Origin of the sequence: Candidatus Nanosynbacter lyticus (assembly GCF_030253515.1) — a bacterium.
Classification (GTDB): domain Bacteria; phylum Patescibacteriota; class Saccharimonadia; order Saccharimonadales; family Saccharimonadaceae; genus Nanosynbacter; species Nanosynbacter lyticus_A.
In genome coordinates, this window is sequence record NZ_CP124549.1 from 556,203 (window position 1) to 582,151 (window position 25,949).

The following is a 25,949-nucleotide window of genomic DNA, read 5'->3' on the forward strand; positions in this document are numbered from 1 at the left end:
ACTCAACTATCCATCGCGAAAGCCGCCTCTTACCGGCGGCTTTTGTAACGATTATGGTGCGCGAGGCGGGAATCGAACCCGCACGACTTTTGGTCAAGGGATTTTAAGTCCCTCGCGTCTACCAATTCCGCCACTCGCGCCTATCCGTAGTATACTATATTTATGCGGCAAATTGTACACATCCACGGCGGCAATACGTTCAATAGTTATGTGCAATATCTTGAGACACTCAAAAATGACCCCATTCGGTATGAGTGACTGCTCTACACACCAACATGGCGTAAATGGTTGACCTAAACATGAATGATGCTGATCTTGTTGACCGACATGCCAAACTCGATTTACTGTTTCAAAAATTATTCTATTCAATTAGATAAACTGTTTGTAGATTATCCTCATTTTACATACTACATCTTAAATGCCGTTATCCAAAAACATATTCCGGCTATAAGTGAGATCGGAGTCATAACATATTTTTCTTTCTTACTTTTTGAAATCATGTTCATAATCGTATTCAAAGTTAGGTAAGCGGCGAAGAAGAAACAAATATATTTGGTAACCGTAAAAGGCAACCATAAGGAAATAAAACCCCCGGCTTGCAAAATAATTATCATTGCAAAAATTTGGATAACCACCGAAATGACTGCCATAACTCTAAATTTCTTAGGTAAGATTTTATGTTGTCCACCCATGGTAAATTCGCCCAAAGGCAAGCCGCAAGCAACAAGAACGGTCATAGTTGCTATAATTCCAAATAATACTGCACCTGATATTGAAAACATAACTCAATATTCTCCCTTCGCAAAATACAAAAATTCAGTTACAAATTCAACTTTATTTCACTCAATATTTTTATTTATAATTATAGCTCTCCAAGAGAGCTTTTATCGACAATCCTGGAGGCACGTACGAGAGTCGAACTCGTCTAAAAGGTTTTGCAGACCTCTGCGTAACCGCTCCGCCAACGCGCCGCTCTGTTACATTTGGTGCGAGCGAGAAGACTTGAACTTCCACGAGCATAATGCTCACTAGCCCCTCAAGCTAGCGCGTCTACCAATTCCGCCACGCCCGCATGACCACTTACCATTATACCTGATTACGGTGTTTTGTAAACGGATTCGCGGCGAACTGTCCAGTAGATCACGTCGGCAAACCGATCGGTGGGATATACCAACCGCATTGACTTATCAAGCGCCGACACGGAACGCAAGTGAATGTAATCCAGTTGCACTTGATATAGTGCGAGGGCCGGCACATCGGACTGCCAATGCTTGGTAAACGCTTGGTATTTGCTAACCCGTTGCTTGGCGCTTTGTTTGGTGCGACCAGCCGCGAGGGCATCATCGGCCACCGCGCTGTTATAGTTAGCAAAATTGAGACCACCTTGATTGGCCTGTGACGAATGCCAGTAGGCAAAGACATCGGCGTCACCGCCCAGCACTAACTCATACAATAGCACATCAAAGCCGCGCGGCCGCAGGACGGACTGCAAAACGTTCTGCGAGGCATCATTTGGATCAACCACCCGCAAGTCAACGGTGATATGCAGCGTTTCCTGCCAGACTTTTACGAGTTCACGCGCAATAGTTTCAAAATCAGAGCCTTTGAGCGTCACGAACGATAGCTGCAAAACCTGCTCACCCTTTTTACGCTGATTACCGACTACCTTCCACCCCTCTTCGTCCAGTAACTTTTTTGCTGCTTCTGTGTCATACGGCAAACGACCGGCCAGTTGCCCGTCTACTTGGTCGTCAAAAATTGGGCCGTGTAGTGGCTTCTTGGCGAAAGCAAACTTCTCGCGTAGCGCTTGGGTATTAATCGACTGGACCAGTGCTTGTCGAACTTTGCGCGAACTCACCACTTCGCTCTGGGTATTAAATAATGCATAAACGCCATCGTTAATAGCGTACGACCGCGAGGCATACATGTGACGGATCTGGTCTGACTGAGCCATATATGACAACTCCGGTGTCGCCATAATTTCACTCGTCTTGAGACCTTTGGTTATCTCGTCCCGCGTCGGATATACATACAGCTGAAAGCGATCCAGCTTTGGCGCGCCATGATGATACTGCGAGTTAGCCACGAGGTGAAGCACTTTTTTCGACCCATCAGCATTGGCATTCTGTAGAATCCGCATAGCAAACGGCCCAGAGGTTACGGGCGACTTGCCATAACCATGCTCACGTAGCTCGGCCGGATTAACTTCACTGAGGCTGTGCTGAGGCAAAACCGGAAAGGTGAGGGCGTGCATGAATGGTGCGTATGGGGCCGGCAGGATAAATTGCACCGTTCGCTCGTCAACCTGCTTGACGTTGATCGACTGCCAGCCGGTAATTGACGATTGTGTCCGTGCATCCTTGAGTAGATTAACAGTAAACACCACGTCGCGAGCATCCAGCGGCGCTCCGTCTGACCACTTGAGATTACGGCGCAATTTGACCGTATACTCAGTCTCGGCCTCATTGACTGTGACCGACTCAGCAAGATCACCCTTGATATGACCAGTCGCATCATAATTATAGAGGCTCGCAAACATCAGCCGAGCCGCTGATTTTTCGGCACTACTACGAGCAAAGATTGGGTTCAGTGTCTCTAATGGGCCCAGCACGCCCTCTGAATACGACCCACCCCTGGCTGGTGCGTTATGAGCATATAATTCACGAAATGACAGCCACTGCACCATGCTGATGGTAATCAATAGAATAACCAGAAAGATCCACCCCAGGACATGCCGCTTAACTCCAGCCAAATGTTCGAGGCGCGAAGAGATAAACATATGCGTGTGACGCAAGGTCGTTTTAGTCAGTTTTTGTGCTTGCCCATCAAGATCTTTTGTTGCGAAGTCCAGTCGCAGAAATTTTTTCCAAGATGATTTTTTTGTGTCCAAGGCGCGCTCCTAGCCCTTCAGACTCGGCAGCACCAAACTCGCCAAGATCGACAGTACGAACACAACAGCAAACACGATAGTCACATCAAACAAGTTCTTGTCAAAACCTCGCCGCGTGGTGAACAGCTCGCCCGACGAGCCAAATCCTGCGCCTAGGCTCGCGCCACGCTGCTGCAACAATATGGCAATGATCATCAAAATGGCTGATCCTAATGTGACATACGGCAAAATAGTATCAAGTGACATGCTTTCTCCTTATTCTGGCGCCGGCTTGATAACGAAGGCGCTACTTACTATATAGTTTACCAGACTGAGTATGATTCCGGCAAGAATTGACGAGCCAAAACTCATGGATAATCCCGGCGCCAGTGCCAATGATATGTAAACCATGATGCCATTCACCACCAGCGTAAATAAGCCGAGCGTCAGTAAGATCGCCGGTAGCGACAAAATGACAACGATTGGTTTTAAGATAGAGTTGATGATCGAAAAGATGAGGCCAGCGAGGACAAACGTTGCCGTCGTCTCGACCACTGGCTCACTCGTCCCGAGAAGCCGCACCGCCACCCAGATACCAACAGAATTAAGTACCCACCTAACAAAAAATATTGCAAATTGTCGTCTCATGACTACATTTCATTATATCATAACGCTAACAGGCGCCGTCGACTACCTTGCGCTCAGTGCTCTTGATGTGCATCTGGAGTTGCTGGCGACTACTCGTCCCCTCAACGCAGATTGCGGCCGGCGTCGAGCCAGACGGCGGGATTGTTCGTACAGTGATTACGATGTCTGGCGAGCCACTTTTGAACGACTGCGGCAACGTCGCTGGGTATGACCCTTTGAAGTTTTTCTCCTGCTCCGCCGCTGATAGCGCGTTCTGTAGATCTGACGTTATGGCTTTACGTACCGTCTCTTTGCGCCACCCGTTATAGCTGACGAGACCGATGCCCGCCAAGATGCCGATAACCACAACGACAATTAGTATTTCTATGACGGTAAATCCATACTTGCGACTCATACTTATGATGATAGCATAAGTATAATCTTTCTCGCTAGCTCTTTACCTATAATTTTTTCGAGATCAGTCAACGAGGCGTTCCGTATGTGGTTGATACTGCCAAATTTTTTCAGCAATTTGGCGCGGGTTTTTGGTCCCACACCAGGAATTTCCTCCAGCTGATTTTTCGTTTGCTGCTGGCGCTTGAGTGCGGTGTGGTAGCTCACCGCAAAGCGGTGCGACTCGTCGCGGATGCGCTGGAACAGTTTGATTATATCAGTTGTCGCAAGGGTATTCTCGTCCGCCGTCGGGTGTTCGCTACGAGCTTGCTCCATGCTAGCCCGTAAGTTTTTTGAGTGCGAACTGGCGTTACGCTGGCCTGGGTGTAAATCCAGCACATAAACCTCACCGTCTTCGTGAATCATAATATCCGTCCGTGACTGCGACCTAATTTGCTCAATGAACGCTATATCAATCTGTGAACCAGTTTTATGTACCAGCAACTCTTCCTCACGCTTGGCGATGCTGACAATCGGCACAGTGACGCCACGCTCATCACGCGCTCTGATGGCCGCCGCTAGCTGACCTTTTCCGCCGTCAATAAGTAGTAAATCGGGACGACCCCAGCTTTTCAGATGACGCTCGCTCAGCCGGCGAAAAATCGTCTCATACATATTGCTGGTGTCATCATTTTTCTCGCTGACTTTGAACTTGCGGTACTCCGCCCGGTCGCTGACGCCATTGGTAAATACCACCAGACTGGCGACAACCTGCTGGCCACTCATATGCGAAATGTCATATCCCTCGATGCGCACCGGGATATCTTTTAGGCCCAACAATTTCGCCAAATCAGCCAGTGCCTTGTCCTTCGAAATATCCAAAAACTCTTTGTCGCCGAAACAAACCCGCCGCTGCAATTCCTGCATGGCGCGTAGTTTATTGCGAAGGTCGGCCGCCCGCTCAAAATCATGCAGCCCAGCTGCCGTTTTCATGTCGCGTTCCAGCTCGGCGGCGATGGCTTTACGATTGCCCTTGATGTAGCTGATGAGCTTGCGTAAAGTGGCTTTGTAGGCGGCTGACCCATCACTCAGCCGCGGACTCAAGCCCAAATCTTCATCCAATTTCGACTGCCCCGGCCGGCGCTGCCTGGTCAAATACGGAAACACTCGCCGCAAATATCGCAAGGCTTTTTTCAAAGCAAAGCCATTGTAAAACGGGCCAACATATTCTGCCCCATCATCAGCTGGATTGCGCGTAAAACTGACAGTCGGCCACTCGCTTTTCATGTCGATGCGCACATACATCTGCGATTTATCGTCACGCAGCAGCACGTTGTAGCGCGGCATATAGCGTTTGACCATCTCGCTTTCCAGAAACAGCGCATCAACCTCACTCTCGGTCTCAATCCAATCGGTATCAGCAATTTCCGCCACTAACGCCATGGTTTTATTGTCCCGCCCGCGCGAATCCTGAAAGTACTGGCGCACGCGGTTTTTCAGCACCGCCGCCTTGCCCACATAAATAATCTCGCCGCTAGCAGACTTATGAAAATAGACACCGGGAGTGCGCGGCAGGGTTTTAAGTTTTTGCTGCAGTCGTTGATTCACAGCTACCATTATATCAAGCGATCATGTCTTGCCGACAAAACCGCTGAGCACGCCGTCCAGCTCGCCTTGAGCAAGCCGCACTGCCCACTCTTGACGCTCAAGAAATGATAGCAATCCAGCCTTTAGCCCAAACCAGCCTAACTTTTGTCTAGCTTCGGCAACTTTTCTCGATTGTTCTCTAAATGTATAATACTGGTCGCGATAATCTTGCGGAATATCTGCAATTTTGCGGTTTGGCATTATAATATTGATTAATTCCTCGACTTTTTCTTTGTCTTTTGGACGCCAGCCGGTAATTGAACGACATCCGTACGCCCCTAATTGAGCAATTGGATTAAGGATAGCGCATACTGTCTCGCCATCTCTCTTGACAAGCCACTGATCAAGGCTAGATGAAGGAATTTCCGTCTCGATACCGCCAAGGCGCCAGTATAGACGACCTTCATCATCAATATAACGATCACCAACGAAGTCAAATATACCACGACGATTTTTTTCGTATGGATTAAGCCCAAAGGTTGAAATTACCATCTTATCACCGACAGCATCGGTAATTTTCCGCTGGCAACCTTTCACAACGACCTTATCTGTGCTTTGCACTAATGTGTCAAGGTCTCGCACCGTACCGTTATCACGTAGACGCGGTAAATGCACGTCATTAGGCAGACAAACGACATGATTATCCCAATCAATTTTGGCAGCGTTGGTAACTGCATGTAGACCTAGCCCACCGACAACATTATACGGAACTTCGCGATCTTTCATTCTGTCATGAATGCTGCGTCTTACCAGCAGCGAGTATATATTTTCTGAAACTTCACTCATACTATAGTCCTTGTCCGCCTATTGTAAATCATTTGCCTTAGTTATATCAAGTAAATACCCTTCCAAAAACTCACTCCACTCCGGCACATTCTTCTCGCGGAAATAGGCACGAAGGAAATCAACCATAACGTGCTGACGCTCCCTCGCCTCTATTCGCCCCGGCTCCGTTAGCATCAAGTCTTTCAGTTTCAGCAGCTTTTCAAAAAAGTGATTAATAAAGCCGTCGGTATCATGTGTGTTGCCGCTAACGTCGTATTCGTGCGCCGCTAAATCAATATTTGGCCAAACCGCGGGGTCAAAAATCCGCCCGCCGTGATGGCAGGCATACATCAATCCTCGCTCAATCCCAACCGCACCAATAGCATCGCACATGTCAGCGTCAGACACCAGCTGTCCCGCCAGCCGCTGCGGCTTTTTGCCGTTCAGTCGTTTACTATACCCAATCGCCGCAATATTTTCTAATACCGCCTGACGTAGATCAGCGGCCACTCCCGCCTCCGCCATACTATTGACCGCGTTCGTCAATTTCTCTGCCTGCGCTTTGCCGACTAATTTGTAATCATCAACGTCATGCAACCAAGCCGTCAACAGCACTTCGTACAGGTCTACCGGCTCATTACATTCGCTCGCAAAACGTTCCGCCAGCAGCGCCACTCGCTCAACGTGATCATCAGCATGGCCTGATGGATCGCCGCCTAATATATCACGCACTTTATTTTTTATTGTCTCAAGTTGAGCTATCTGCCGTTCGTTCATGAGTTTATTGTATCACCCATGCAGGTCTCGACCCACTAAACTATTTTCATTTTAGCCAAGAGGCGCTATAGTAGTGATGTGAAAACAGCTGTGAAAAGAAAAGTACCTGAATTTATCAAGCGATCACTGGGACGAATTCCACGATTACCAACGCCAGAACCCATTTGGCAATTAGATAAAATCGACGAGAGCCTGACGCCAAATATGCGAGCGCTGCGGATGACGATGACAATCGCCGAGGAACTACTGGCGATGGGGGTGGCTGCTCGGGACGTCGTGCATATGGCGTTGGGGATCACCGGCACGTACTGCAGACGACGGGTCCACATTGATATCAGCTCAACGCTCATTACCATATCTCAAGATCGCGGCACCGAACGTGAACCGCTCACCTTAGTGCGGACGATTACCTTAAAATACGTTAATTACCAGACAATTCAAGCATTGCAAAACCTCGCCCTCACAATCCGTGACCATCATCTACCACTGGCCGAAGCTGAAAAACGCACTGAGGAATTATTAGCAGGCCCACGAGAGCACTCGCGCTGGATCGTCTGCCTAGCAGGCGGTAGCGTGTCAATGGGCGTGGTGATTTTATTTAACGGCTCGATCCTGATGAGCGGACTGGCGTTTGTGATGGGCTTTGTGGCGACGGCGACGATGAGGATTCTGGACAAATGGGGCCTCGCGACATTTTATCTCCAAATCATTACCGCGCTCCTAATCACCCTGGCGGCGGGCGCTGCCCAGTGGCTGAATGGCTGGCTGGGCTGGCAGGTTGATACGACAATGCTGGTGATCAGCGGTATCGTGCTATTGGTGGCGGGGTTGATGATCGTTGGCGCCTTTCAGGATGCGATTGACGAATATTACGTGACAGCAAATGCCCGACTGCTGCGGGTAACTATGGCGACGATGGGTATTGTTGTCGGTGTAATGACCGGGCTATATATTATTCAGCGATTTGGGATTAGCTTTCCAACGACGCCGGATCGGCTGGGGCTAGCGGCAGACATACGGGCGCAATACTTGGGAGCGCTGATTATTGCTGCTGGTTTCGCGGCCGGCAATCACGCGCGTTTGTTCGGAATGCTGATTGCCGGCGGTGTTGGCGTGTTGGGATGGTGGGTGTCAAGTACGCTAATTGGGTCACTCGGAGTTGTCATCGCCAGCGGCGCCGCAGCAACAGTAGTCGGATTGACAGCGGTGCTGGCATCCCGGCTGTGGCGCTTTCCTTCAGTGGCCATTATCGCTGCTGGTATCGTACCGCTGGTGCCGGGTTTGTCGCTCTATAACGGCTTGATGGGTGTGATAGAGAATCCACCGACCGACCCTGAATTTTTACTGTCACTGGCCGTCCTCGCACGAGCTATCATGATCGGCGTGGCCATCGCCATCGGTGCATCGCTTGGTAATATGATCGGCCGACCAGTACGACGCGGTATGATTCGCTGGTATAATAAGCTCCTGCGACGACGAGAGCTTAACATTCAATAAGCCCGGGGAATACTCTTATTTCAAGACTACGCACTCGTCGCCCAGTGTCTGACGCAGCTGACTCATGAGCTGATCGCCAGCCTCAACACGAAACGGCATGCGCATGGCGGATTTATTAGCCTCACCCAGCACTAGCACTACATCAGTCACGCCAGCGTATGCGGAGCAGAGCGACTTGAGTGCTACTAGTTTATCATGGTCGCTCGGGTTTTTGATATGAAGAAATAGCTTTTCTGTCTCGGGCACGGCGTGCGTGACTGCTGGACGCGGTGGCGTGTTTGTCGTGTCGGCCGGTGTTGACTTCATGTTCGTCCCTTTCGCTGTCGATACTCGGGCTGCGCCTGCTCGCTGAGTCGTTTGAGTTCGAAATGCCGTACGCCGCTCTTGCTTGACCTTGCTACTCATCTTTGGCGCTTCCATTTTACGGCCAGTCGACTGATACTGCCGGAGGTCATCGTCAGAAATCAGTTCAATTTCATCAGCAATCATCTTGCTCTCTGAGCCCAAATTACCGTCCCGATCACGGGCTGAGTTTTTGCCGGTCACCCGAATGACGGCGTCCTGGACGAGCTTGGCACCGACTTGCTCATACAAATTTGGGAAAACGATAACTTCGCCCTCGCCAAATTTATCTTCGATCCCAACGAATGCCATCTTGCTGCCTGACTTGGTAACGATGGTGCGCACGGTCGTGATAATACCGCCGATCGTCATCAGGCGACCGTCGTATTCTGGCACTAACTGCGTTAATGGCTGCGCCTGCTCGCTGAGATATGTTTCATACGCATCGAGCGGGTGCGCCGAAATATACAGCCCCATCAGCTCGCGCTCCCACATCAGCCGCTCTTTGTTGGTGTGTTTGGCCGGCGCCGGCTGTAGCTGCATCGTTGGCTGAACATCAGCCGACTCATCACCCAGCATACCAAACAGGTCAGTCTGCCCCGACGCGGCCTCTTTCTGAGTTTTTTGAGCAAAGGCGACAATGGTATCAAGATTAAATAATAAATCAGACCGATCACCAAAGCTATCAAAGGCACCAGTTTTGATCAGCGACTCCCAGGCCTTGCGGTTAAACTTGCTGGTCGACACTCGCTTGGCAAAATCTTCGACCGACTTGAACGGGCCATCAGCCTCGCGAGCACGAATAATTTCTTCCACCGCGCCAACACCGACGCCCTTGACCGCCGCCATGCCGAAACGAATCTTCTTTTCACTAGGCACCACCGCGAACTCGACGAATGACTCATTAACATCCGGGTTGAGCACTTCAATGCCCATGTGCTTACACTCGGTCATCTCGATGGCCAGGCGCTCAGTATCATCCTGGTCACTGGTCATCAGCGCCGCCATGAAGGCGTCAGGATAATGCGCCTTGAGATACGCCGTCCAGTAGGCGATCAGGCCATAACACGCCGCGTGCGACTTATTGAAACAGTAGTTAGCAAATTCTTCCAGTGCGTCCCAGAATTGCTCAGCGATTTCCTTGGTCGCGCCACCAACCTTGACCGCGCCTTCGACAAACTCTGGCTTGACCTTTTTCATTAAGTCGATTTTCTTTTTACCCACCGCCTTGCGCAGGGTATCCGCCTGTCCACCGGTAAAGCCGCACCACTCTTTGGAAATCTGCATAAATTGCTCCTGATAGACCAAAATGCCGTAGGTGTTTTTCAGCGAGTTTTCCATACCGGGGTGCAAGTAGGTGATTTCTTCTTCGCCGTGTTTACGCTTGATGAATGAGTCGATAAACTGCATCGGCCCCGGGCGGTACAAGGCCACCATGGCGATGATGTCTTCAAAGACACTTGGTTTGAGCTCGCGCAGGTACCGCTTCATGCCAGCCGATTCCAACTGGAACACGCCAGTGGTGTCGCCGCGCTGGAATAATTTGTAGGTTTCTTCATCATCCAGCGGCAGCGTTGATAAATCAATATCCGTTTTGTAGACTTTACGAATAATACGCAGGGCGTTGTTAATGATGGACAGGTTAGACAAGCCCAAAAAGTCCATCTTCAATAGCCCCAGCTCTTCGACCGGGCCCATCGGATACTGCGTTGCCACCACACCCTTTTGCGCCATCTCCAGCGGTACGTATTTCACCAAATCATCCGGCGCAATCACCACGCCGGCGGCATGCACGCCGTGCGAACGAATCGTTCCTTCCAGCCGCGAGGCAAAGTCATAGACGGTTTTGGCGGTCGGGTTACTTTCATATTCTTTCTTGAGGTCAGGGTCTTCCTCGAGCGACTTTTTGATGGGTACATGACGACCCTGGACGGGTGGCGGAATGAGCTTGGCCAGCCGGTCAGACTCGCCGTATGGAACTTGCAATACCCGCGCCACGTCACGCACCGAAGCGCGCGCTGCCATGGTACCAAAGGTACAGATGTTAGCCACTCGTTCTGAGCCATATTTCTTGGCACAATATTCGATAACTTCGCCGCGGCGCGTATCTTGAATATCGATATCGATGTCGGGCATGGAAATACGGTCGGGGTTGAGAAATCGCTCAAACAGCAGGTCGTAGTGTAGTGGGTCAAGGTCGGTGATGTTTAGAGCATAGGCGATGATGGAGCCAGCCGCTGAACCACGCCCTGGCCCAAAAATAATTCCTTGAGATTTTCCCCAGTTGATAAAATCCTGGACGATCAAAAAATAGCCGTTATAGCCCATCTTGTCGAGCACACCAAACTCCATATCTAGTCGCTCTAGCTGCGCCTCTGATAACTTGGCTCGCAGCTGATCATTTGGCAGCTTCTTTGCATCCTCCAACTTCATACCAGCATACCGTGCTGCCATGCCGCTATACACCAGATGATCCAGATATTCTTTTTCGGATTCACCGTTTGGCGTTGGAAATTTCGGGATGAGAATATCACCCAGTTTGATTTCTACGTCGCACCGATCGGCGATGGCTTTGGTATTGGCAATTGCCTGCGGGTTAGTTGTTTGCCACCGCGAGATGATGTCTTCTGGCGTCGTCAAGTGCAGCTCAAAATCTTTCAAGCTCATCCGCTTTTCATCACTCAAATACGCACCGGTACCGACGCACAACAAAATCTCATGTGCCTCTTGGTCTTCGTGATTGAGATAATGGCCGTCGCTGGTCACCACACAGGGAATGTCCAATTCCTCGCTGATGCGCTCAATATAATCATTGACCTTTTTCTGCTCCGGCCAGTGACTGCGCGCTTCCGGGTGACCATGGTCTTGGAGCTCCATGTAGTACCGGTCGCCAAACACTGACTTGTACCAGCCAGCGATTTCCTTGGCCTTTTCATAATCATCATTACGCAAATTCTCGCCCAGCTCACCACCGATACAGCCAGACATACAGATGATACCTTCGTTGTATTGTTCCAATAGTTCGTGGTCAATGCGCGGCTTGTAATAGACACCTTCGAGGTTGGCGACAGTGCTGAGCTGCATCAGGTTTTGATAGCCCTTGTGGTTCATGGCCAGCAGCGTCAGGTGATAACGCGCCTTGTCCTTAGCGGGGTCGCGGTCATGACGAGTGCGGGCTGCTACGTAGGTTTCGATGCCGATGATTGGCTTGATGCCAACATTCTTGGCCGCTTTATAAAACTCAATCGCGCCCGACATCGTGCCGTGGTCAGTAATAGCACAAGCCTCCATACCCAGCTCCTTCACCCGCGCCACCATGTCAGGAATTTTAGTCAGCCCATCCAGAAGCGAATGGTGGGTGTGATTGTGTAGGTGTACGTAATCAGACGGCTGCAACGCGGCCGCGGCTTGAGCTGAAGCTGTCGTATGTTTGGTAGCCATTATTCATTGCGCCTCCCTTGTGGGCGCCACCTCCTCTTTCTCCACCCAGTATAACATGCTAGCGCCGCCGCTGCATGGTATCAATCAGCTGGTTGAGAAAATCCGCCAGCGCTGGAAAGACGTCGGCAAACCGCCCCAGCAGCCAAGCCGACACCATGATCAACACCGTCACACCCACCAGGCTACCCATACCAAAGAAAAAGCCGCGCCAAAAGTTCATCCAATAAACCTGCCGGCGCGATCGATGAAAATCAAAAAACAGATCTTCGATCATTGCCTGCCGGGCGCCGTTTTCATTGTCACGCTTGATGCGATCAATGGCGCGGCGAGCTACCGATGGGCGTGGGTCGGCGGCCTTAGCATCCTTATGGCCACGTTCTTTTGACGATTTAGCTGGCACTATTTTCCTCAAGCCGCTTGACTAGGTATTCACGAAGGCTCGCACCAAGCTTCGGATCACGCATGCCAAAATCAATCACTGTCTTGAGATACTCTAGCTTGTCGCCAGTGTCATAGTACCTGCCATTGGTAATTTCCACGCCATAAAAACTATGGCCGTCATCAATCATGCTCTGCATAATCGGCTGCACCGTAAATTCGCCGTGACCATCAAACGCATGTTTGGCTTTCTCGAGATAAGTAAAGAACTCGCCCGGCAGCAAATAGCTACTGACACTCGCGAGATCGGACGGGGCATTGGCTTTGCCCGGCTTTTCAACGATATTCGTCATCTTAATTACACCGTCGGCAACCTGCTCGCCGTTAACCACACCGTAGCGATCAAATTCAGCGTCATCAACAATCTTCTTGCACGATAGCACCGCGCCGTCTAATTTTTGCGCCGCCGCGATCATTTGGCGAAACCGGCTGGGACTAGCAGCGATAAAGTCATCCGCAAACGTATAGATAACCGGCTCATCACCATTGATCAAATGTGCGGCGCAAGTCAATGGCGTGGCGTTACCGTACGGGCCTTTCTGGCGAATGTAAACAAAGTTTGCCATTTCCGACAAATTATTCACGATGTCAATCAGCGGCTGTTTCTTGGCGCCGCCCGCCCGCAAATTAATCAGCAGTTCCTCGTTCGGCCTGTCGAAATGATCCTCAATTGCTCGTTTGTTAGCACTGCCGATGATAATGATATCTTTGATACCGGCCTCGACCAATTCCTCGACGACGTATTGGATAATCGGCTTGTCGATCAGCGGCATCATTTCTTTTGGCATAGCCTTGGTTTGCGGCAAGAACCGCGTACCGAAGCCGGCGGCAGCGATGATAGCCTTGGTTGGTTTTTTCATGATAGTTCCTCCTGTCGTAGGTTATCTAAATAATCAAACAAAAGCGCGAATGGCCCTGTTACACATAAATCACCCGCCCGAGCGATGGCAAACAACTCTGTCGCTGAAACAAACCGTAGTTCAGCGCCCTGGCTACTTTCAGCTTCATCAAGATGGATTGCATCCCCATTGTACACGCAGTCAGTCGCCAAGTACACTGCGATCTTGATATTAATGTACGGGCCCTCATAGCATTCACCAACATATTCAAAGCGCCCTGGCGTGCAGCCCGTCTCCTCCATTAATTCACGCCGCGCGACTGCCTCTACCTCCTCGCCCGGCTCGCCTTCGCCACCGGGGAAATCATAGAGCCATTTTTCCGGGCCAGCGCGAAACTGATAGGTCATAGCGATCTTGTTATCCGTCGTCACTGCCACCACTAATACTGACACTAACTCCTCAGAAAAGAAGGTCGTAAACTCATGCTGTTCACCATCCTCTGTTTGATATCGCTTGATGACGGCCGAGCGCTTGAACGCCTCGCCGACTGTTTGCGTGGTGGTTGGTTGAATACGCGTGAATGTTTTCATTGCAGTCGCTCTCGGATTAGCTTCTGGGCGAGGCTTGGGTTGGCCTGGCCCTTAGAGCGCTTCATGACTTGACCAACGAGGTAGCCGATAGCTTTGTCTTTGCCCGAGCGAATGTCAGCGATGGATGCCGCCGAGGCTGGGTCATGTAATACTTCGTCAACGATGACTGTGATGACCCTCTCGTCAGACACCTGCAGTAAATTCTTACTCTCGGCAATCTCGCGCGGCCCCTGTTTGAGATATTGTCGATCAAACAAACTAAGGAAAATCTCTTTGCCGCCAGTTGAACTCACCTCGTTATCCTCGACGAGTAGTGACAACTCTGTCAACCGACGCGGCCCAACATAACCCTCCCCGATGAGATCCATATCAATCAACCCCTCCGGCGTCGAAGCAAACCAGTTAAAGATCCGCTTGACCAGCCGCTGATATTTTATCTTGTCAACTCCCAACTCATCGAGAACAGCTTGCTCATTATGCACCGTCAGCGTCTTGATAGCATCAAGCAATATCGCGAGCGGCTGATGGCCGAGGATCGTCGTAATCACCGAATGATCCAGCCCCAGATCAGCCCACCGCTCTCGGCACTCGCCCGGCATCAGCGGCATATGTTCCTGCATGCCGGTGATTTCCTCGTCAGTCAAAACAATCGGCGGAATGTCCGGATCGGGCATGTAGCGATAATCCTGCGCGTCTTCTTTCGAGCGCTGTGAGGTAGTGATTTGCTGGTCGTCACTCCAACCGCGGGTTTCCTGTACTACTGGTTCACCACGCTCCAGTAGGTCAGCTTGACGTTTGAATTCGTATTCAGCGGCACGCTCGACGCTGCGGAACGAGTTGAGGTTTTTAACTTCCGCGCGCTTGCCGAGCTCAGTCGCGCCCCTTTTAGCCACCGAGATGTTGACATCAAAGCGCATATTGCCGTGATACAAATCACCGTGCGTCACACCTGCATAGACCATCAATTTGTGCAGCTCCGAAGCGTATGCCTTAGCCTCCTCAGCAGAATGCATATCCGGCTCAGAAACGATTTCAATCAGCGGTGTACCAGCGCGGTTGAGGTCGACCAATGAATAGCCGTCGTGGTGCGTCAACTTGCCAGCATCTTCTTCCATGTGCGCATGATGAATCCGCACTCGTTTGAGCGAACCGTCTTCTAGCGGCGCATCGACATAGCCAGCCAAGATGATTGGCTGGTACATCTGCGAGGTCTGATAGCCCTTTGGCAGGTCAGGGTAAAAATAATGTTTGCGATCAAACCGACTGACGCGAGCAATCGGCGCGTTTAGGGCTTTACCAGCACGCACCGCCAACTCGACGGCGTGCTTATTCAGCACTGGCAGCATGCCAGGCAAGCCAAAATCAATCTCGTGCGTTTTTTCGTTTGGCTCAGCGTCGCGAGCGTCGTTATCAGCCGGACTAAACAGCTTGGTTTTGGTCGCCAGCTGGACGTGGCACTCAATGCCAATGGTCATTTCGTACTCATCATATACACTCATCATAACGCTCCCAAATCTTTTAATGCTTGTTCAAAGGCGGCCATTGCCCGCTTGAATGTCTGGGTGGTGATGGTGACCCGACTTTCGTGGGCAATTTGATTACGCAGCTTATGCGCCGACCAAACCGCGTCCTCATTCGTCCACAGACCATGCCGTGCCTTGAGCCGCTCACCCATCGTCGTACCGCTAACGCCGTATTCGCGCATCGCCCGGTCGAGCAACTTGTCAGCTTTGATAATCGCCATTTGCAGACTGTCGGGGTTGTTTGTATCAGCCACCCGCTGCACCGCCTGCCAGACTTTTCGGTATAGTTCCCGGTCGAGCTTCTCCGTTTGTTTTGACGTCAACTGAATGAATAGCATCAATAGGCCACCGATCACCAGCGCCGCCACCACTAGCGCGATCAACAATCCATCCATCAGATGACCTCCACTTCCGCCGCCAACTTCAGTAAGTTGCCGTCTGACTGATAATCACCAATCAGCTGTACGCCAATCGGCAAGCCCTCGCCGTTACTTCCAGCCGGCACAGAAATTGCCGGCAGTCCAGCTAGACTAGCCGGCACGGTCATGATGTCAGACAGATACATCTTGATCGGATCACCAGTGTTCTCACCAAGTTTGAATGCTGGTGTCGGCGCCGTCGGCATTAACAGCGCGTCGTACTCAGTGAACAACTTTTTGAACTCGTTAATGAGCAGCGTGCGCGCTTTTTGCGCCTGCATGTAGTAAGCGTCAAAGAAACCGCTCGACAACACGAAACTACCGATCATAATCCGCCGCTTGTTCTCCGTCATAAAACCTTCGTTACGGCTGCGGCCGTACAATTCCGCCAGCGTTTTCACCTCGGCCGCTCGGTGACCATAACGCACACCATCATAGCGTGCCAGATTTGACGACAGTTCCGCCGGCACGATGATATAGTACATCGCCAGCGAATATTGCATCATATCTAGATCTACTTCTTCAATTCCATAACCCAGCTGCTTCAGTTTTTCAGCATAGTCAAGCGTTTTCTGGCGCACCGCCGCGTCCACATCGTCAGTCATACATTGCTTAACCAAACCAATCTTTTTCTTTCTAAAGCCTGGCTGGTTCTGCCAAAAGTCCGGCAGCGTCGTCATATCCTTGCCGTCGCGGCCCGCCATAATTTCCATCACCAAATTAGCATCATCAGCATTCGTGGTGAAACAACCAATGGTGTCGGTGCTCGAGGCCATAGCTACTACGCCGTAGCGACTGACTGCACCGTAGGTTGGCTTGACACCGACCACGCCGTTAAAGCTGGCCGGCTGACGAATTGAACCGCCAGTATCTGTACCTAGCGCAAACGGCACCACGTCAAGCGCCGTCACGACCGCCGAACCGCCCGAAGAACCGCCGGCTACCCGAGTTTTATCCGTAGCGTTTTTGGTCGGACCAAAGGCTGAATTTTCCGTCGAACCGCCGTGAGCAAAGGCATCCAAGTTCGCCTTGCCGATGCAGATCGCGCCCTCGGCCTCCAGCCTCTCAACCGCTGTGGCTTGCAGCGGCGCCTCAAAGTTCTCCAGCATTTTCGCCGCGGCAGTCGTCGGCGCCCCAAAAGTCAAGAAATTATCTTTCACCACAAACGGCACGCCAGCCAGCCGCCCAGAAATCTCACCCTTATCCACCAGTTCGGCACGCTCCAGCGCCCGCTCTTCTGTCAAACTCAGCAGCGCATGATATTCTTCAACGTCGCGCGCGTGCCTCAACGCTTCTTTAACATTTTCGACCGCGCTTTTTCCGGTAAAATCACTAATCCGACTCATTACAATACCTGCGGCACTTTCACTTGACTATTCTGTTTTTCAGGCGCCAAGTTAAGCAGTACTTCTCTGGAAACCCCTGACTGAACCTCATCTTCGCGCCAGACGTTTTCCAGACCCGTCACTTGGTAAGTTGGCTCCACGCCCGCCGTATCAAGCTCGCCGAGCTGCTTAATGTAGCCAATTATATTTTCCAAATCTTGGCGCAGTCCATCAACTTCATCATCGGCTAATGCCAGACTACTCAAACTTGCCAAGTGCTGAATGTCACTGGTAGAAATAGTTGTCATGCAGTCTATTATAGCACTGTCTCGAGGAAAATCTAATAACTCAGCAGTCGCGGCGAATGGAGCGTCACCATCTGCGGCAGACCGTACATACTCATTCCTGAACCAAGTGATAACCCACCGCGGTTCCAGCCGATAGCCGCCGCCGTTGCCGCATCGGTTGCCGCATTTGGTGCGTCTGGTCGTTCGATGTAGCTAATCTTGTTGGCCCCACGATCCGCTACGTACACTCGACCATCTGGGCCGCGCAAAACTTGTCCACCGCCATCACCACCAAGGCCTTTCCAGTCAGGGTGATTTGGGGTTGATGAGTTAGGGAGCGAATCAGATATTACACAATCCCTGAAATGCTCGCAGCCGGTAAACCCGATAAACCGCTCACTTGTTTTGATAGCACTACTATTGCGACTAGTAATGTCATACCGGAACAGTTCACCGGTATATATTTTCGATACATAGACATGGTCGCCGTTGGATGAAAAATCAGCAGCGTACCCTAGGCTGTTATCAAGTGGATCATTATTATATACACCGACCGACCAATGAGCTATTGGTGTCATATTAGTATCAGCTCCAGATATATCAAATACGTGTAATACTCCAGCGTTACCATTACGATTTGGACAGACACTACCCCCCATAAACACCAGCATTTTGGTGGCCTCGTTGTTAAAGTTAATTGAACCGAATCCCGTTCGCGAAGGACTTGATGGATTTGGTTGCACGATACACGGCTGAGCCGGACCAGACGGCACATTATACACTGCTGCATTTGGCGTCTGAATAGTTGCTCCGTTGTCAGTCGAGAAAATATTGAAGGCATAGACTTGATTCGGCGAACCCGGCCGATAGGTATACACCACCGCACCATTTCCCGCATTATTCGGCACGGCATTCATCGCCTCGCCAGAATAGTTGCGCGAAAAACTGCCCGCCATGCCAATGGACATGTTCTTTTTCGTCACTCGTCCGAGTGGATCATTGGTAAAATCAACAACGTGGTAGTATAACGTACCGAATTTTGCCCGCTCACGACCATTTGCCGAGTTTGATACTACGAGATACTTAGATTCCTCTTTGTTGATTGGAAAGGCAACCACTGCCTGCGTACCAGTACGCGAGCCACACAATCCCTGTGGTGATTCACTATAGTATGCCGTTTGACCATCGTCACATGTTGGATTGCCATCGGGAGCCGAGCTATCAACCTGCATAATATTTCGCGCTGAATTCCAGATACGAAGCCCGTCAGAGTAGAATTTTAAGTTACCGTTGCGATCGGAAATTGTCGTTAGACCCTCATGGGATGGGCCACTTGAGTGTGTTGGATGAGGGTGTGGCGTCGGTTTATTTGACCCGCCCACACCAAAATCAAGGCAGACTGACCCGCCGATACACCACCAGCGCTTACTGGCGCGCGTCCCCTTAAAATCAACTTCCGGGATAGCTTGCTGGCGTGAATTGTAAATATAGGTCTTATACGGGCGGCCATCAGATTTTCGGATCAACTCAAGGTAGCCCTTGACATCAGCACGCCGCGGATTAGTTGTTGAGGTGTATTCACCAATAAAATACGAACGTAATTTGTCATTACGAAATACGTCAATCGCTGTACCGTTGCCGCGGCAATCAGTACCTGGACGCACACCCGAGGCAATGGCACTGTCATGGCCACGACTGATACATTCATTCATCCGCACCACGCCGGCCTCAGCCGCTTCACGTGCCAGCTGATTATAGTACTGCTCCATCAAGGCATTAGCTGCTGCCGACGCCAGCTGGAGACCAGCCAACAAAATCAGTAGCAGCATAATGCTCGCTACAAGGACGGTCGGCAAGACGAACCCACCGTCCTTATCCCACCCAGACGCTTTGTTAGTCACATCCAACTCCGTACTTATCGCACATTGTCGAACGAATGTTGCGCTGCACATTGGTTCTAGTGTATGTCGACCCGGTATCGTGTACTTGGACGGCTGCCGTAATCGCCCCGGCGACCAGCACTGCTCCGGTTGCACCCAGCAAAATCAGAGACATTGTCTTAGATGTGTTACGGCCAGAAATAATCCCCCTGAGCATCCACAATGTCACGCCGATTACCCCTAGTGCCAGGAGATATGGCACAAACTCGGCGAGATATAGCGCACCATACACCCTATCGGCACTGCCCGCACCGATAAACAGCAGTGAACTAATGAGAACTGTTATTATTTTTGCTACAAGCACTATTGCTGGAATTATCAATGCACCAAATGCACCATATGTTACTACTTTATACGCCATACTACTGGTGTAGCTGTCACGATCTGGAATAGCCCGTGAGACGCGACCAAATGTGATGAGCGCAACGATTGCAAACAGTGTTGCCAATACACCCGCCATCACTATACCCGTTCCCGGCGTTACCATGTTTATCGATAATATATCGGCCAGCCAACCGCCAATCGAAGTTATCGTCGTTGTCGTTGCACCATTAACCTTTGCCCAAGCAGTAAACAACGACCCCAGTACTTGTGCAAACAACACCGCCGATACGACCGTCGATACCATTGCTAGTAAATACTCAAATGTCAGCCATTTTGCCTTACCGCGACCCGGATCGGTAGCAGCCTGGGGATAGTACGCTGTCGGTTGTGGAGCATATTGTGGGACTGGTGGAGCGCCTGCGTCCTGTACCGGCTGCACCATCTCTGGTGTTGATGCTGTTTTCTTTTGTGTCATAATTATTACCTCCGCTTATGCTAACCTCATTCTACATGGTCTGGCGAATTTCTGCAATCAAATCACGCAGCTGGGCAGCTTTTTCAAATTCTAGATTGGCACTATACAGCTCCATTTGACCGGTCAACTCCTTGATCAGCGTTGGATATTCATCCTTTGGAATTTTCTTCAAATCAAGCTGTGGCTTTTTGTCCGATTCTTTTTGCGGGATGATGGAGCGCAGGCCATCGTCAATCTTCTTCTGGATGGTTTGCGGCGTGATGCCATGCTCTTCGTTATATTGCTGCTGTATAGTACGCCGACGATTCGTCTCGTCAATCGCTCGCCGCATGCTGTCAGTCACATTGTCGCCGTACATCAGTACCCGCCCGTCCACGTGCCGCGCCGCCCGGCCAATCGTCTGAATCAGCGCCTGTTCACTACGGAGGAACCCTTCTTTATCGGCGTCCATAATCGCCACCAGACTGACTTCTGGCAGATCCAGCCCCTCGCGCAGCAGATTAATACCAACCAAGACATCATACGTCCCCAACCGCAGATCTTTCAAGATATCGCCGCGCTCCAGCGTGTCAATTTCACTGTGTAGATACGCCGTTTTCACTCCATTGTCAGTCAAATAAGTGCTCAGATCCTCGGCCATACGCTTGGTCAAGGTGGTTACCAGTACGCGGTGTCCGCTAGCAACAGTCTGGCGAATCTCCTCCATCAAATCATCAACCTGTCCATCAGTCGGCCGCACCTCAATTGGCGGATCAAGCAACCCGGTCGGCCGAATCAACTGCTCAGCCGGCTTTGGCGAATGGGCAATCTCATAGTCGCCCGGCGTAGCCGACACATAAATCGCCTGGTGAATATGCTGATCAAATTCATCAAACCTCAGCGGACGGTTATCCAACGCACTCGGCAAACGAAAACCGTGCTCCACCAACACTTCCTTGCGAGCCCGGTCGCCGTTATACATACCGCGCACTTGCGGCAAGGTCATGTGCGACTCATCGACCAGCAGCAGCCAGTCATCGGGAAAATAATCAATCAAGGTCGCTGGCTGCTCGCCCGGCTCGCGGTCAGTCAGATAGCGCGAATAATTCTCAATGCCTTTAACAAAGCCAGTCTCTTTGAGCATTTCTAGGTCATATTTGGTGCGCTGAGCTAGGCGCTGCGCCTCGAGTAACTTATCGTGTGACTCAAGCCATTTGAGCCGCTCGTCAAACTCTTTTTCGATACCGATGATAGCCTTTTCAATTCGTTCGCGTGGCGTCGAATAGTGGCTGGATGGGAAAATCGTCAGACTAGCTGGCTGATCCAAAATCTCGCCAGTCAGCGGATCAATTCGCGTGAGTCTCTCAACCTCATCGCCAAAAAACTCCACTCGCACCGCCGTGTCCTGCCCAGCCGGGAAAATATCTACCACGTCGCCGCGCACCCTGAAAGTGCCGCGTGCAAAATCAATGTCATTACGTTTATACTGAATGTCAGTTAGTAAGCGAATAAACTTATCCTGGACTCGCCGCTCACCGACCGTCAATTGAATCGCCATGTCAGCATACGTCTCTGGCGAACCAATGCCATAAATACAGGACACACTGGCCACGATGATCACGTCGCGCCGTGTCAACAACGCCGAGGTCGCCGCATGCCGCAGCCGATCGATTTCATCATTAATTTTCGAATCTTTCTCAATATAGGTGTCGCTACTGGCAATGTAGGCCTCCGGCTGATAATAATCAAAATAGCTGACAAAATAATGCACCTCATTATCCGGAAAAAACTCCTTAAACTCAGAAAACAGCTGCGCTGCCAACGTCTTATTGTGAGCTAACACCAGTGTCGGCACATTGGCTCGAGCGATAATATTCGCCATAGTAAACGTCTTACCCGAACCCGTCACGCCCAGCAACGTCTGCTCGCGCTCGCCCCGCTCCAAACCGTCCACCAACTGAGCAATCGCTGTTGGCTGGTCGCCGGTCGGCTGATAGTTAGAGACGAGATTGAACTGGCTCATGCTTCCTATTGTAGCATCGTTGACAAACACCGACTTTTCATGATATAGTTAACCAGTTATTAGCGATAAAACAAAAAGGGCACTTCAATGACTCCACAACATACATGTATTCCGCGCGATGTGCAGCTGCAGGCTGCGATGTTCCGCCTCGGTAAGATGGAAGATGAAATCCAGAGCGGCTACGAAATTCTCCGGAAATATCAGAAAACAGTAACTATCTTTGGTTCGGCGCGCACCGATCCGAATAGTGTCTATTACCATGCCGCGAAAGAAACAGCTGAACGGCTAGCTAAACTTGGCTACGCCATCGTTTCCGGCGGCGGACACGGCATTATGGGGGCTGCCAATGAAGGCGCCAATAAAGCCGTCCAAGAGGGAGCGCGGGCTGCTGGCGGCGAGTCGATCGCCTTCAACATCCGGCTGCCGCACGAGCAGGAAGTCAATAAATATGCCACCGAGGTATTCGAGTTTCAGCACTTTGCGCCGCGGAAGATCGTCATGACTATGTTTGCCAACGCCTATATTTACTTCCCGGGCGGCTTCGGTACGTTGGACGAGCTGGCGGAAATATTGACGCTGATCCAGACTGAAAAAGCTAACCGTGCACCGGTGATTTTGTTCGACACGGCATTTTGGAGCGATTTGGATGCCTTTTTCCGCAACCATATGTTGGCCGAAGGAGCTATCATTGAGAAAGACCTGGATATTTATACTATCACCGACAGCGTCGATGAGATCATTGAGCTGGTACAAGCAAATAAGGCCTATTGCTGATCACCTATCGTGTCAATTCAGACTTTTTGGGATTTCTTCGGAGTATTTGCGTTTTGCTGGGACTTTTTATGAGGTTTTTTGCTAGCAGATTTTTTAGATTTTACAGGCACGGCAGCTGACTTGCGGCGTTTTGGTTTAGCGTCAGCTACCGGTAACTGGAACGGCGACGCGGACTTGACTGGCTCACTGACGGCCGAGGCAACATAGCAAATCCCGCCCTCGCAGACGACGCGCTCAACAGTCGGCGTATGGGTACGTGGATGAGCTGAAAAACGACGGGTTATTTCATAGCCAAGCCCGCGCTTACCAGATTCGATACGATGCTGACCGTATGGTAATTGATGATGATAATTTTCGACGATATCCACCGGATGAAATGAGATGATCTGTCCATCAAAATCCATCATCACCCAGTCGCTAGCTCTCGCCCAGGCTGTCTGATCAATCCGCGGCGCAGCAGCCATTAGCGCCTGATACACTTCTCTGCCCGTCGTGTCCGCCGGATCAAGCCCAAGCGCACGGATAATTGAATGAGCCCGAGCTAAAATCTCAGTAATCAACCTCACATCGCTATCATCGCCGGCCATTCGTCTGAGCTCGCTCACGGCAACTCGTGTCCGCACTGAATCACCCAATAATTTTGTTAAGTTTCTTGACATTAAAACTCCTTTTCGCTTAGTGGCATGGCATGTAGTCGTGCGCCTTGATGTAAGATACCGGTTTTAGCACCGATATGATTGACGACCGAGCTTGAATTTGCGCTGGCAAATACTACTGCGTCCTTCAGCTGGGCGCCATGAGCCCACTGACTCAAAAAGCCACTGGCAAATGCATCACCTGCACCAGTCCGATCAATTGCTGGCACATCCTCATACATCGCCGCTCTGACAATCGTTACGCCATCAGATACCATCGAGCCATTCACACCGTCTGTTAGCAACACCACCGGCACAAGCTCTTTTGCTCGCCGCACCAGCTGTTCCAGATCATCACCCGGCACTAACTGTTGCATCTCTTCTTTATTCAGTGCCAATACCTCCACATCATCCAGCAGTCCCATTAGCTTATCACGCTGTGCTAGCTCTCGCTTGCCTGGATTAAAGCAAATTTTCATACCAGCTGCTCGCGCCTCACGAAATACCTTATCCAAGACCGTCATCTGACCCGCCAGCGTCGACACATATAGCCAATCAGCCTCAATATCCGCCACGGTAAAATCAGCCGCGTGATAATGCGTTGATGCGCCGCGATACGTCAAAATTGTCCGTTCACCATTTGGCGCCAATAACAATACCGAGTAGCCCGTATTGTATTTTTGGGAAAATCGAACATATCGCGTATCAACATTCTCGGCGTCCAGATCATCCAGCACTGCTTGGCCAGCCGGATCACGGCCGACAACGCCCAAAAACATCACTTCGTGGCCCTGCCTGGCAAAGGTTACCGCGGCATTCGTCGCACCCCCACCTGTCGAAAAATGGATCTGGTTGACGTCGGCCTTGGCACCAAGTTCTAACTTAGCAAAACAACGTTCTGGACTGTCGCACACCGGAGCCAAGGCGTCTGACTGGCTTAAAAAAACATCCTGCACACCAGCACCAACAGTAATAATTCTTGCCATTACACCACCGCCTTTCCGGCTGAACCGAAGGCCTGAATTTTCGTCTCAACCACCTCCTGAACGGCCATGTACACTGGTGGCATTAGTTTGACGATGGCGTATTCATTCGGGTTTTCGCGCAAGATCCTTTCCAGCGTCGTGCGGAAAGCGTAGCGCATGTCGGAATTAATGTTAATTTTAGAAACACCAATTTTTGCCGCCTCCTCAAAATAATGCAGTGGTGTGCCCGACCCGCCGTGAAGCGAAATCTGGCAATGAAGTGCTTCGCGGATGCGCCCTAATAATTCCAAATCCAGGACTTTCGGCACCGGATACAACCCATGCAAATTACCAATCGCCGCCGCAAAAGTGTCAATTCCCGTCGCCTCTACGAAATCACGCGCGCCTTCTGGCGTGGAAAAGGTTTTCTTAATTTCTTCATAGTCAATCGCCTCGGTATGGACGTTTGACGAACCCCAAAAATAGTGCGGCTCCGACTCCACCAACGCGCCGGTGAACTTGGCATACTCGACAACCTCACGGGTTTTGGCAATGATTTCCTCATCCGAAGCATCGTGATTTGCCTGGGAGATGTCTATATGCACAAACTCATAGCCCGCGTCAATCGCCCGCTTGCAACCCTCGACCGTTGGCCCGTGATCCAAATTAAGATACATCTCAATGCCGTATTCTGCCTTATAATTATCCACCAAATCGCGCACATTCTCCAGACCCATGGCCTTGACCTCGGCGTCTGATACTTCCACCAGCACTGGCGACTGGAGCTTCTGCGCCGCCCGTGCCACCGCGATCAGCGTTTCTTGATTATCAATATTAAACGCCCCGACCGCAAAGTGCTGCGCCCGTGTCCGCTGCATCAGATGGCGCGCATGCGTGGTATTACGCCGAATGTCAGAAATTGTCAGTCCCATATACCCTTTTATCCCTTATGCTACTTATGGTTATTATAGCAGCGGTGACGGAAAATGAAAAGAGGCGAAGGGGTTTTACGATTTATTTTTGTACAGTTTTCGTCAAAATGCTGGCCTTGATTT

General features: G+C 50.8%; 24 protein-coding genes and 3 tRNA genes. 2 read left to right on the top strand and 25 right to left on the bottom strand.

Annotated features, from left to right (window positions below):
* Positions 1-54 precede the first annotated feature (54 nt).
* From NLML1_RS02970 to NLML1_RS03020, 11 genes are all read right to left on the bottom strand, one after another.
* Positions 55-140 (bottom strand) — tRNA-Leu (locus NLML1_RS02970).
* Between the two features lie 267 nt (positions 141-407).
* Positions 408-782, bottom strand: coding sequence for a hypothetical protein (locus tag NLML1_RS02975; protein WP_285441331.1), 375 nt, complete (start codon positions 780-782; stop codon positions 408-410).
* Between the two features lie 115 nt (positions 783-897).
* Positions 898-971, bottom strand: a tRNA-Cys gene (locus NLML1_RS02980).
* Positions 972-984: 13 nt separating this feature from the next.
* Positions 985-1,072, bottom strand: a tRNA-Leu gene (locus NLML1_RS02985).
* Between the two features lie 24 nt (positions 1,073-1,096).
* Positions 1,097-2,890 carry a peptide ABC transporter substrate-binding protein gene (locus NLML1_RS02990; protein ID WP_285441332.1) on the bottom strand — a complete coding sequence of 598 codons (1,794 nt, stop codon included), beginning with the start codon at positions 2,888-2,890 and terminating at the stop codon, positions 1,097-1,099.
* A 9-nt stretch (positions 2,891-2,899) separates the two neighbouring features.
* Complete coding sequence (gene secG, locus NLML1_RS02995) at positions 2,900-3,136, bottom strand: preprotein translocase subunit SecG (RefSeq protein ID WP_138077303.1); 237 nt, start codon at positions 3,134-3,136, stop codon at positions 2,900-2,902.
* 9 nt (positions 3,137-3,145) lie between these two features.
* Positions 3,146-3,517 carry a phage holin family protein gene (locus tag NLML1_RS03000; protein ID WP_285441333.1) on the bottom strand — a complete coding sequence of 124 codons (372 nt, stop codon included), beginning with the start codon at positions 3,515-3,517 and terminating at the stop codon, positions 3,146-3,148.
* Positions 3,518-3,542: 25 nt separating this feature from the next.
* Positions 3,543-3,911: a prepilin-type N-terminal cleavage/methylation domain-containing protein gene (locus NLML1_RS03005; protein WP_285441334.1), complete on the bottom strand. Its 369-nt coding sequence runs from the start codon at positions 3,909-3,911 to the stop codon at positions 3,543-3,545.
* A 2-nt stretch (positions 3,912-3,913) separates the two neighbouring features.
* Positions 3,914-5,497, bottom strand: a complete 1,584-nt coding sequence (locus tag NLML1_RS03010; protein WP_285441335.1) for a helix-hairpin-helix domain-containing protein — start codon at positions 5,495-5,497, stop codon at positions 3,914-3,916.
* Between the two features lie 21 nt (positions 5,498-5,518).
* The gene (locus NLML1_RS03015) at positions 5,519-6,322 is read right to left on the bottom strand and encodes a hypothetical protein (protein ID WP_285441336.1); all 804 of its coding nucleotides are present in this window, start codon (positions 6,320-6,322) and stop codon (positions 5,519-5,521) included.
* 18 nt (positions 6,323-6,340) lie between these two features.
* Positions 6,341-7,078: an HD domain-containing protein gene (locus NLML1_RS03020; protein ID WP_285441337.1), complete on the bottom strand. Its 738-nt coding sequence runs from the start codon at positions 7,076-7,078 to the stop codon at positions 6,341-6,343.
* Between the two features lie 78 nt (positions 7,079-7,156).
* Between NLML1_RS03020 and NLML1_RS03025 the strand changes: the two genes are divergently transcribed.
* Positions 7,157-8,575, top strand: a complete 1,419-nt coding sequence (locus NLML1_RS03025; RefSeq protein WP_285441338.1) for a threonine/serine exporter family protein — start codon at positions 7,157-7,159, stop codon at positions 8,573-8,575.
* Positions 8,576-8,590: 15 nt separating this feature from the next.
* Here NLML1_RS03025 and NLML1_RS03030 read toward each other — a convergent pair whose 3' ends face one another.
* From NLML1_RS03030 to uvrB, 11 genes are read right to left on the bottom strand one after another with little or no spacing between them, the layout of a single operon-like run.
* Positions 8,591-12,358 (bottom strand): DNA polymerase III subunit alpha, encoded by a 3,768-nt coding sequence (locus tag NLML1_RS03030; RefSeq protein WP_285441339.1) that lies wholly within the window; start codon positions 12,356-12,358, stop codon positions 8,591-8,593.
* A 58-nt stretch (positions 12,359-12,416) separates the two neighbouring features.
* Positions 12,417-12,758, bottom strand: coding sequence for a DUF5665 domain-containing protein (locus NLML1_RS03035; protein WP_285441340.1), 342 nt, complete (start codon positions 12,756-12,758; stop codon positions 12,417-12,419).
* Positions 12,748-13,656 carry a UTP--glucose-1-phosphate uridylyltransferase gene (locus NLML1_RS03040; protein ID WP_171277874.1) on the bottom strand — a complete coding sequence of 303 codons (909 nt, stop codon included), beginning with the start codon at positions 13,654-13,656 and terminating at the stop codon, positions 12,748-12,750. The genes NLML1_RS03035 and NLML1_RS03040 overlap by 11 nt, the downstream gene beginning before the upstream one ends.
* Positions 13,653-14,225, bottom strand: coding sequence for an NUDIX hydrolase (locus NLML1_RS03045; protein WP_171272086.1), 573 nt, complete (start codon positions 14,223-14,225; stop codon positions 13,653-13,655). Before NLML1_RS03045 ends, NLML1_RS03040 begins: the two co-directional genes overlap by 4 nt.
* Positions 14,222-15,727 (bottom strand): Asp-tRNA(Asn)/Glu-tRNA(Gln) amidotransferase subunit GatB, encoded by a 1,506-nt coding sequence (gene gatB / locus NLML1_RS03050; protein ID WP_285441341.1) that lies wholly within the window; start codon positions 15,725-15,727, stop codon positions 14,222-14,224. Before gatB ends, NLML1_RS03045 begins: the two co-directional genes overlap by 4 nt.
* Positions 15,724-16,143, bottom strand: coding sequence for a hypothetical protein (locus tag NLML1_RS03055; protein ID WP_138077328.1), 420 nt, complete (start codon positions 16,141-16,143; stop codon positions 15,724-15,726). The genes gatB and NLML1_RS03055 overlap by 4 nt, the downstream gene beginning before the upstream one ends.
* Positions 16,143-17,513 (bottom strand): Asp-tRNA(Asn)/Glu-tRNA(Gln) amidotransferase subunit GatA, encoded by a 1,371-nt coding sequence (gene gatA, locus NLML1_RS03060; protein ID WP_285441342.1) that lies wholly within the window; start codon positions 17,511-17,513, stop codon positions 16,143-16,145. The genes NLML1_RS03055 and gatA overlap by 1 nt, the downstream gene beginning before the upstream one ends.
* Entirely contained in the window at positions 17,513-17,800 is a 288-nt protein-coding gene (gene gatC / locus NLML1_RS03065; RefSeq protein ID WP_285441343.1) for an Asp-tRNA(Asn)/Glu-tRNA(Gln) amidotransferase subunit GatC, read from the bottom strand. Before gatC ends, gatA begins: the two co-directional genes overlap by 1 nt.
* A gap of 32 nt (positions 17,801-17,832) precedes the next feature.
* Positions 17,833-19,680, bottom strand: coding sequence for a hypothetical protein (locus tag NLML1_RS03070; protein WP_285441344.1), 1,848 nt, complete (start codon positions 19,678-19,680; stop codon positions 17,833-17,835).
* Positions 19,673-20,518: a hypothetical protein gene (locus tag NLML1_RS03075; RefSeq protein WP_285441345.1), complete on the bottom strand. Its 846-nt coding sequence runs from the start codon at positions 20,516-20,518 to the stop codon at positions 19,673-19,675. Before NLML1_RS03075 ends, NLML1_RS03070 begins: the two co-directional genes overlap by 8 nt.
* Positions 20,519-20,549: 31 nt before the next feature.
* A complete protein-coding gene (uvrB, locus tag NLML1_RS03080; protein ID WP_285441346.1) occupies positions 20,550-22,520 on the bottom strand; it encodes an excinuclease ABC subunit UvrB in 1,971 nt (656 codons plus the stop codon).
* A gap of 87 nt (positions 22,521-22,607) precedes the next feature.
* On the opposite strand from uvrB, the gene NLML1_RS03085 reads away from it, so the two are divergent.
* Positions 22,608-23,294, top strand: a complete 687-nt coding sequence (locus tag NLML1_RS03085; RefSeq protein ID WP_285441347.1) for an LOG family protein — start codon at positions 22,608-22,610, stop codon at positions 23,292-23,294.
* A 17-nt stretch (positions 23,295-23,311) separates the two neighbouring features.
* Here NLML1_RS03085 and NLML1_RS03090 read toward each other — a convergent pair whose 3' ends face one another.
* Genes NLML1_RS03090 through NLML1_RS03100 form a run of 3 tightly spaced genes read right to left on the bottom strand, consistent with a single transcriptional unit; the run spans position 23,312 to position 25,826 of the window.
* Positions 23,312-23,953, bottom strand: coding sequence for a hypothetical protein (locus tag NLML1_RS03090; RefSeq protein ID WP_285441348.1), 642 nt, complete (start codon positions 23,951-23,953; stop codon positions 23,312-23,314).
* A complete protein-coding gene (locus NLML1_RS03095) occupies positions 23,953-24,915 on the bottom strand; it encodes a carbohydrate kinase family protein (protein WP_285441349.1) in 963 nt (320 codons plus the stop codon). Before NLML1_RS03095 ends, NLML1_RS03090 begins: the two co-directional genes overlap by 1 nt.
* On the bottom strand, positions 24,915-25,826 hold the full coding sequence (locus NLML1_RS03100; protein WP_285441350.1) for a class II fructose-bisphosphate aldolase: 912 nt from the start codon (positions 25,824-25,826) through the stop codon (positions 24,915-24,917). Before NLML1_RS03100 ends, NLML1_RS03095 begins: the two co-directional genes overlap by 1 nt.
* Positions 25,827-25,949: the final 123 nt, after the last annotated feature.

Bases quoted from the DNA above. Each gene is read 5' to 3' on its own strand.
- NLML1_RS03085 (WP_285441347.1), top strand. From the start codon at position 22,608: ATGACTCCACAACATACATGTATTCCGCGCGATGTGCAGCTGCAGGCT.
- NLML1_RS03045 (WP_171272086.1), bottom strand. From the start codon at position 14,225: ATGAAAACATTCACGCGTATTCAACCAACCACCACGCAAACAGTCGGC.
- NLML1_RS03000 (WP_285441333.1), bottom strand. From the start codon at position 3,517: ATGAGACGACAATTTGCAATATTTTTTGTTAGGTGGGTACTTAATTCT.
- NLML1_RS03020 (WP_285441337.1), bottom strand. From the start codon at position 7,078: ATGAACGAACGGCAGATAGCTCAACTTGAGACAATAAAAAATAAAGTG.
- NLML1_RS03030 (WP_285441339.1), bottom strand. From the start codon at position 12,358: ATGGCTACCAAACATACGACAGCTTCAGCTCAAGCCGCGGCCGCGTTG.
- NLML1_RS03005 (WP_285441334.1), bottom strand. From the start codon at position 3,911: ATGAGTCGCAAGTATGGATTTACCGTCATAGAAATACTAATTGTCGTT.
- NLML1_RS03055 (WP_138077328.1), bottom strand. From the start codon at position 16,143: ATGGATGGATTGTTGATCGCGCTAGTGGTGGCGGCGCTGGTGATCGGT.
- NLML1_RS03040 (WP_171277874.1), bottom strand. From the start codon at position 13,656: ATGAAAAAACCAACCAAGGCTATCATCGCTGCCGCCGGCTTCGGTACG.
- gatA (WP_285441342.1), bottom strand. From the start codon at position 17,513: ATGAGTCGGATTAGTGATTTTACCGGAAAAAGCGCGGTCGAAAATGTT.
- gatC (WP_285441343.1), bottom strand. From the start codon at position 17,800: ATGACAACTATTTCTACCAGTGACATTCAGCACTTGGCAAGTTTGAGT.
- secG (WP_138077303.1), bottom strand. From the start codon at position 3,136: ATGTCACTTGATACTATTTTGCCGTATGTCACATTAGGATCAGCCATT.
- gatB (WP_285441341.1), bottom strand. From the start codon at position 15,727: ATGATGAGTGTATATGATGAGTACGAAATGACCATTGGCATTGAGTGC.
- NLML1_RS02975 (WP_285441331.1), bottom strand. From the start codon at position 782: ATGTTTTCAATATCAGGTGCAGTATTATTTGGAATTATAGCAACTATG.
- NLML1_RS03090 (WP_285441348.1), bottom strand. From the start codon at position 23,953: ATGTCAAGAAACTTAACAAAATTATTGGGTGATTCAGTGCGGACACGA.
- NLML1_RS03095 (WP_285441349.1), bottom strand. From the start codon at position 24,915: ATGGCAAGAATTATTACTGTTGGTGCTGGTGTGCAGGATGTTTTTTTA.
- NLML1_RS03015 (WP_285441336.1), bottom strand. From the start codon at position 6,322: ATGAGTGAAGTTTCAGAAAATATATACTCGCTGCTGGTAAGACGCAGC.
- NLML1_RS03100 (WP_285441350.1), bottom strand. From the start codon at position 25,826: ATGGGACTGACAATTTCTGACATTCGGCGTAATACCACGCATGCGCGC.
- uvrB (WP_285441346.1), bottom strand. From the start codon at position 22,520: ATGAGCCAGTTCAATCTCGTCTCTAACTATCAGCCGACCGGCGACCAG.
- NLML1_RS03075 (WP_285441345.1), bottom strand. From the start codon at position 20,518: ATGACACAAAAGAAAACAGCATCAACACCAGAGATGGTGCAGCCGGTA.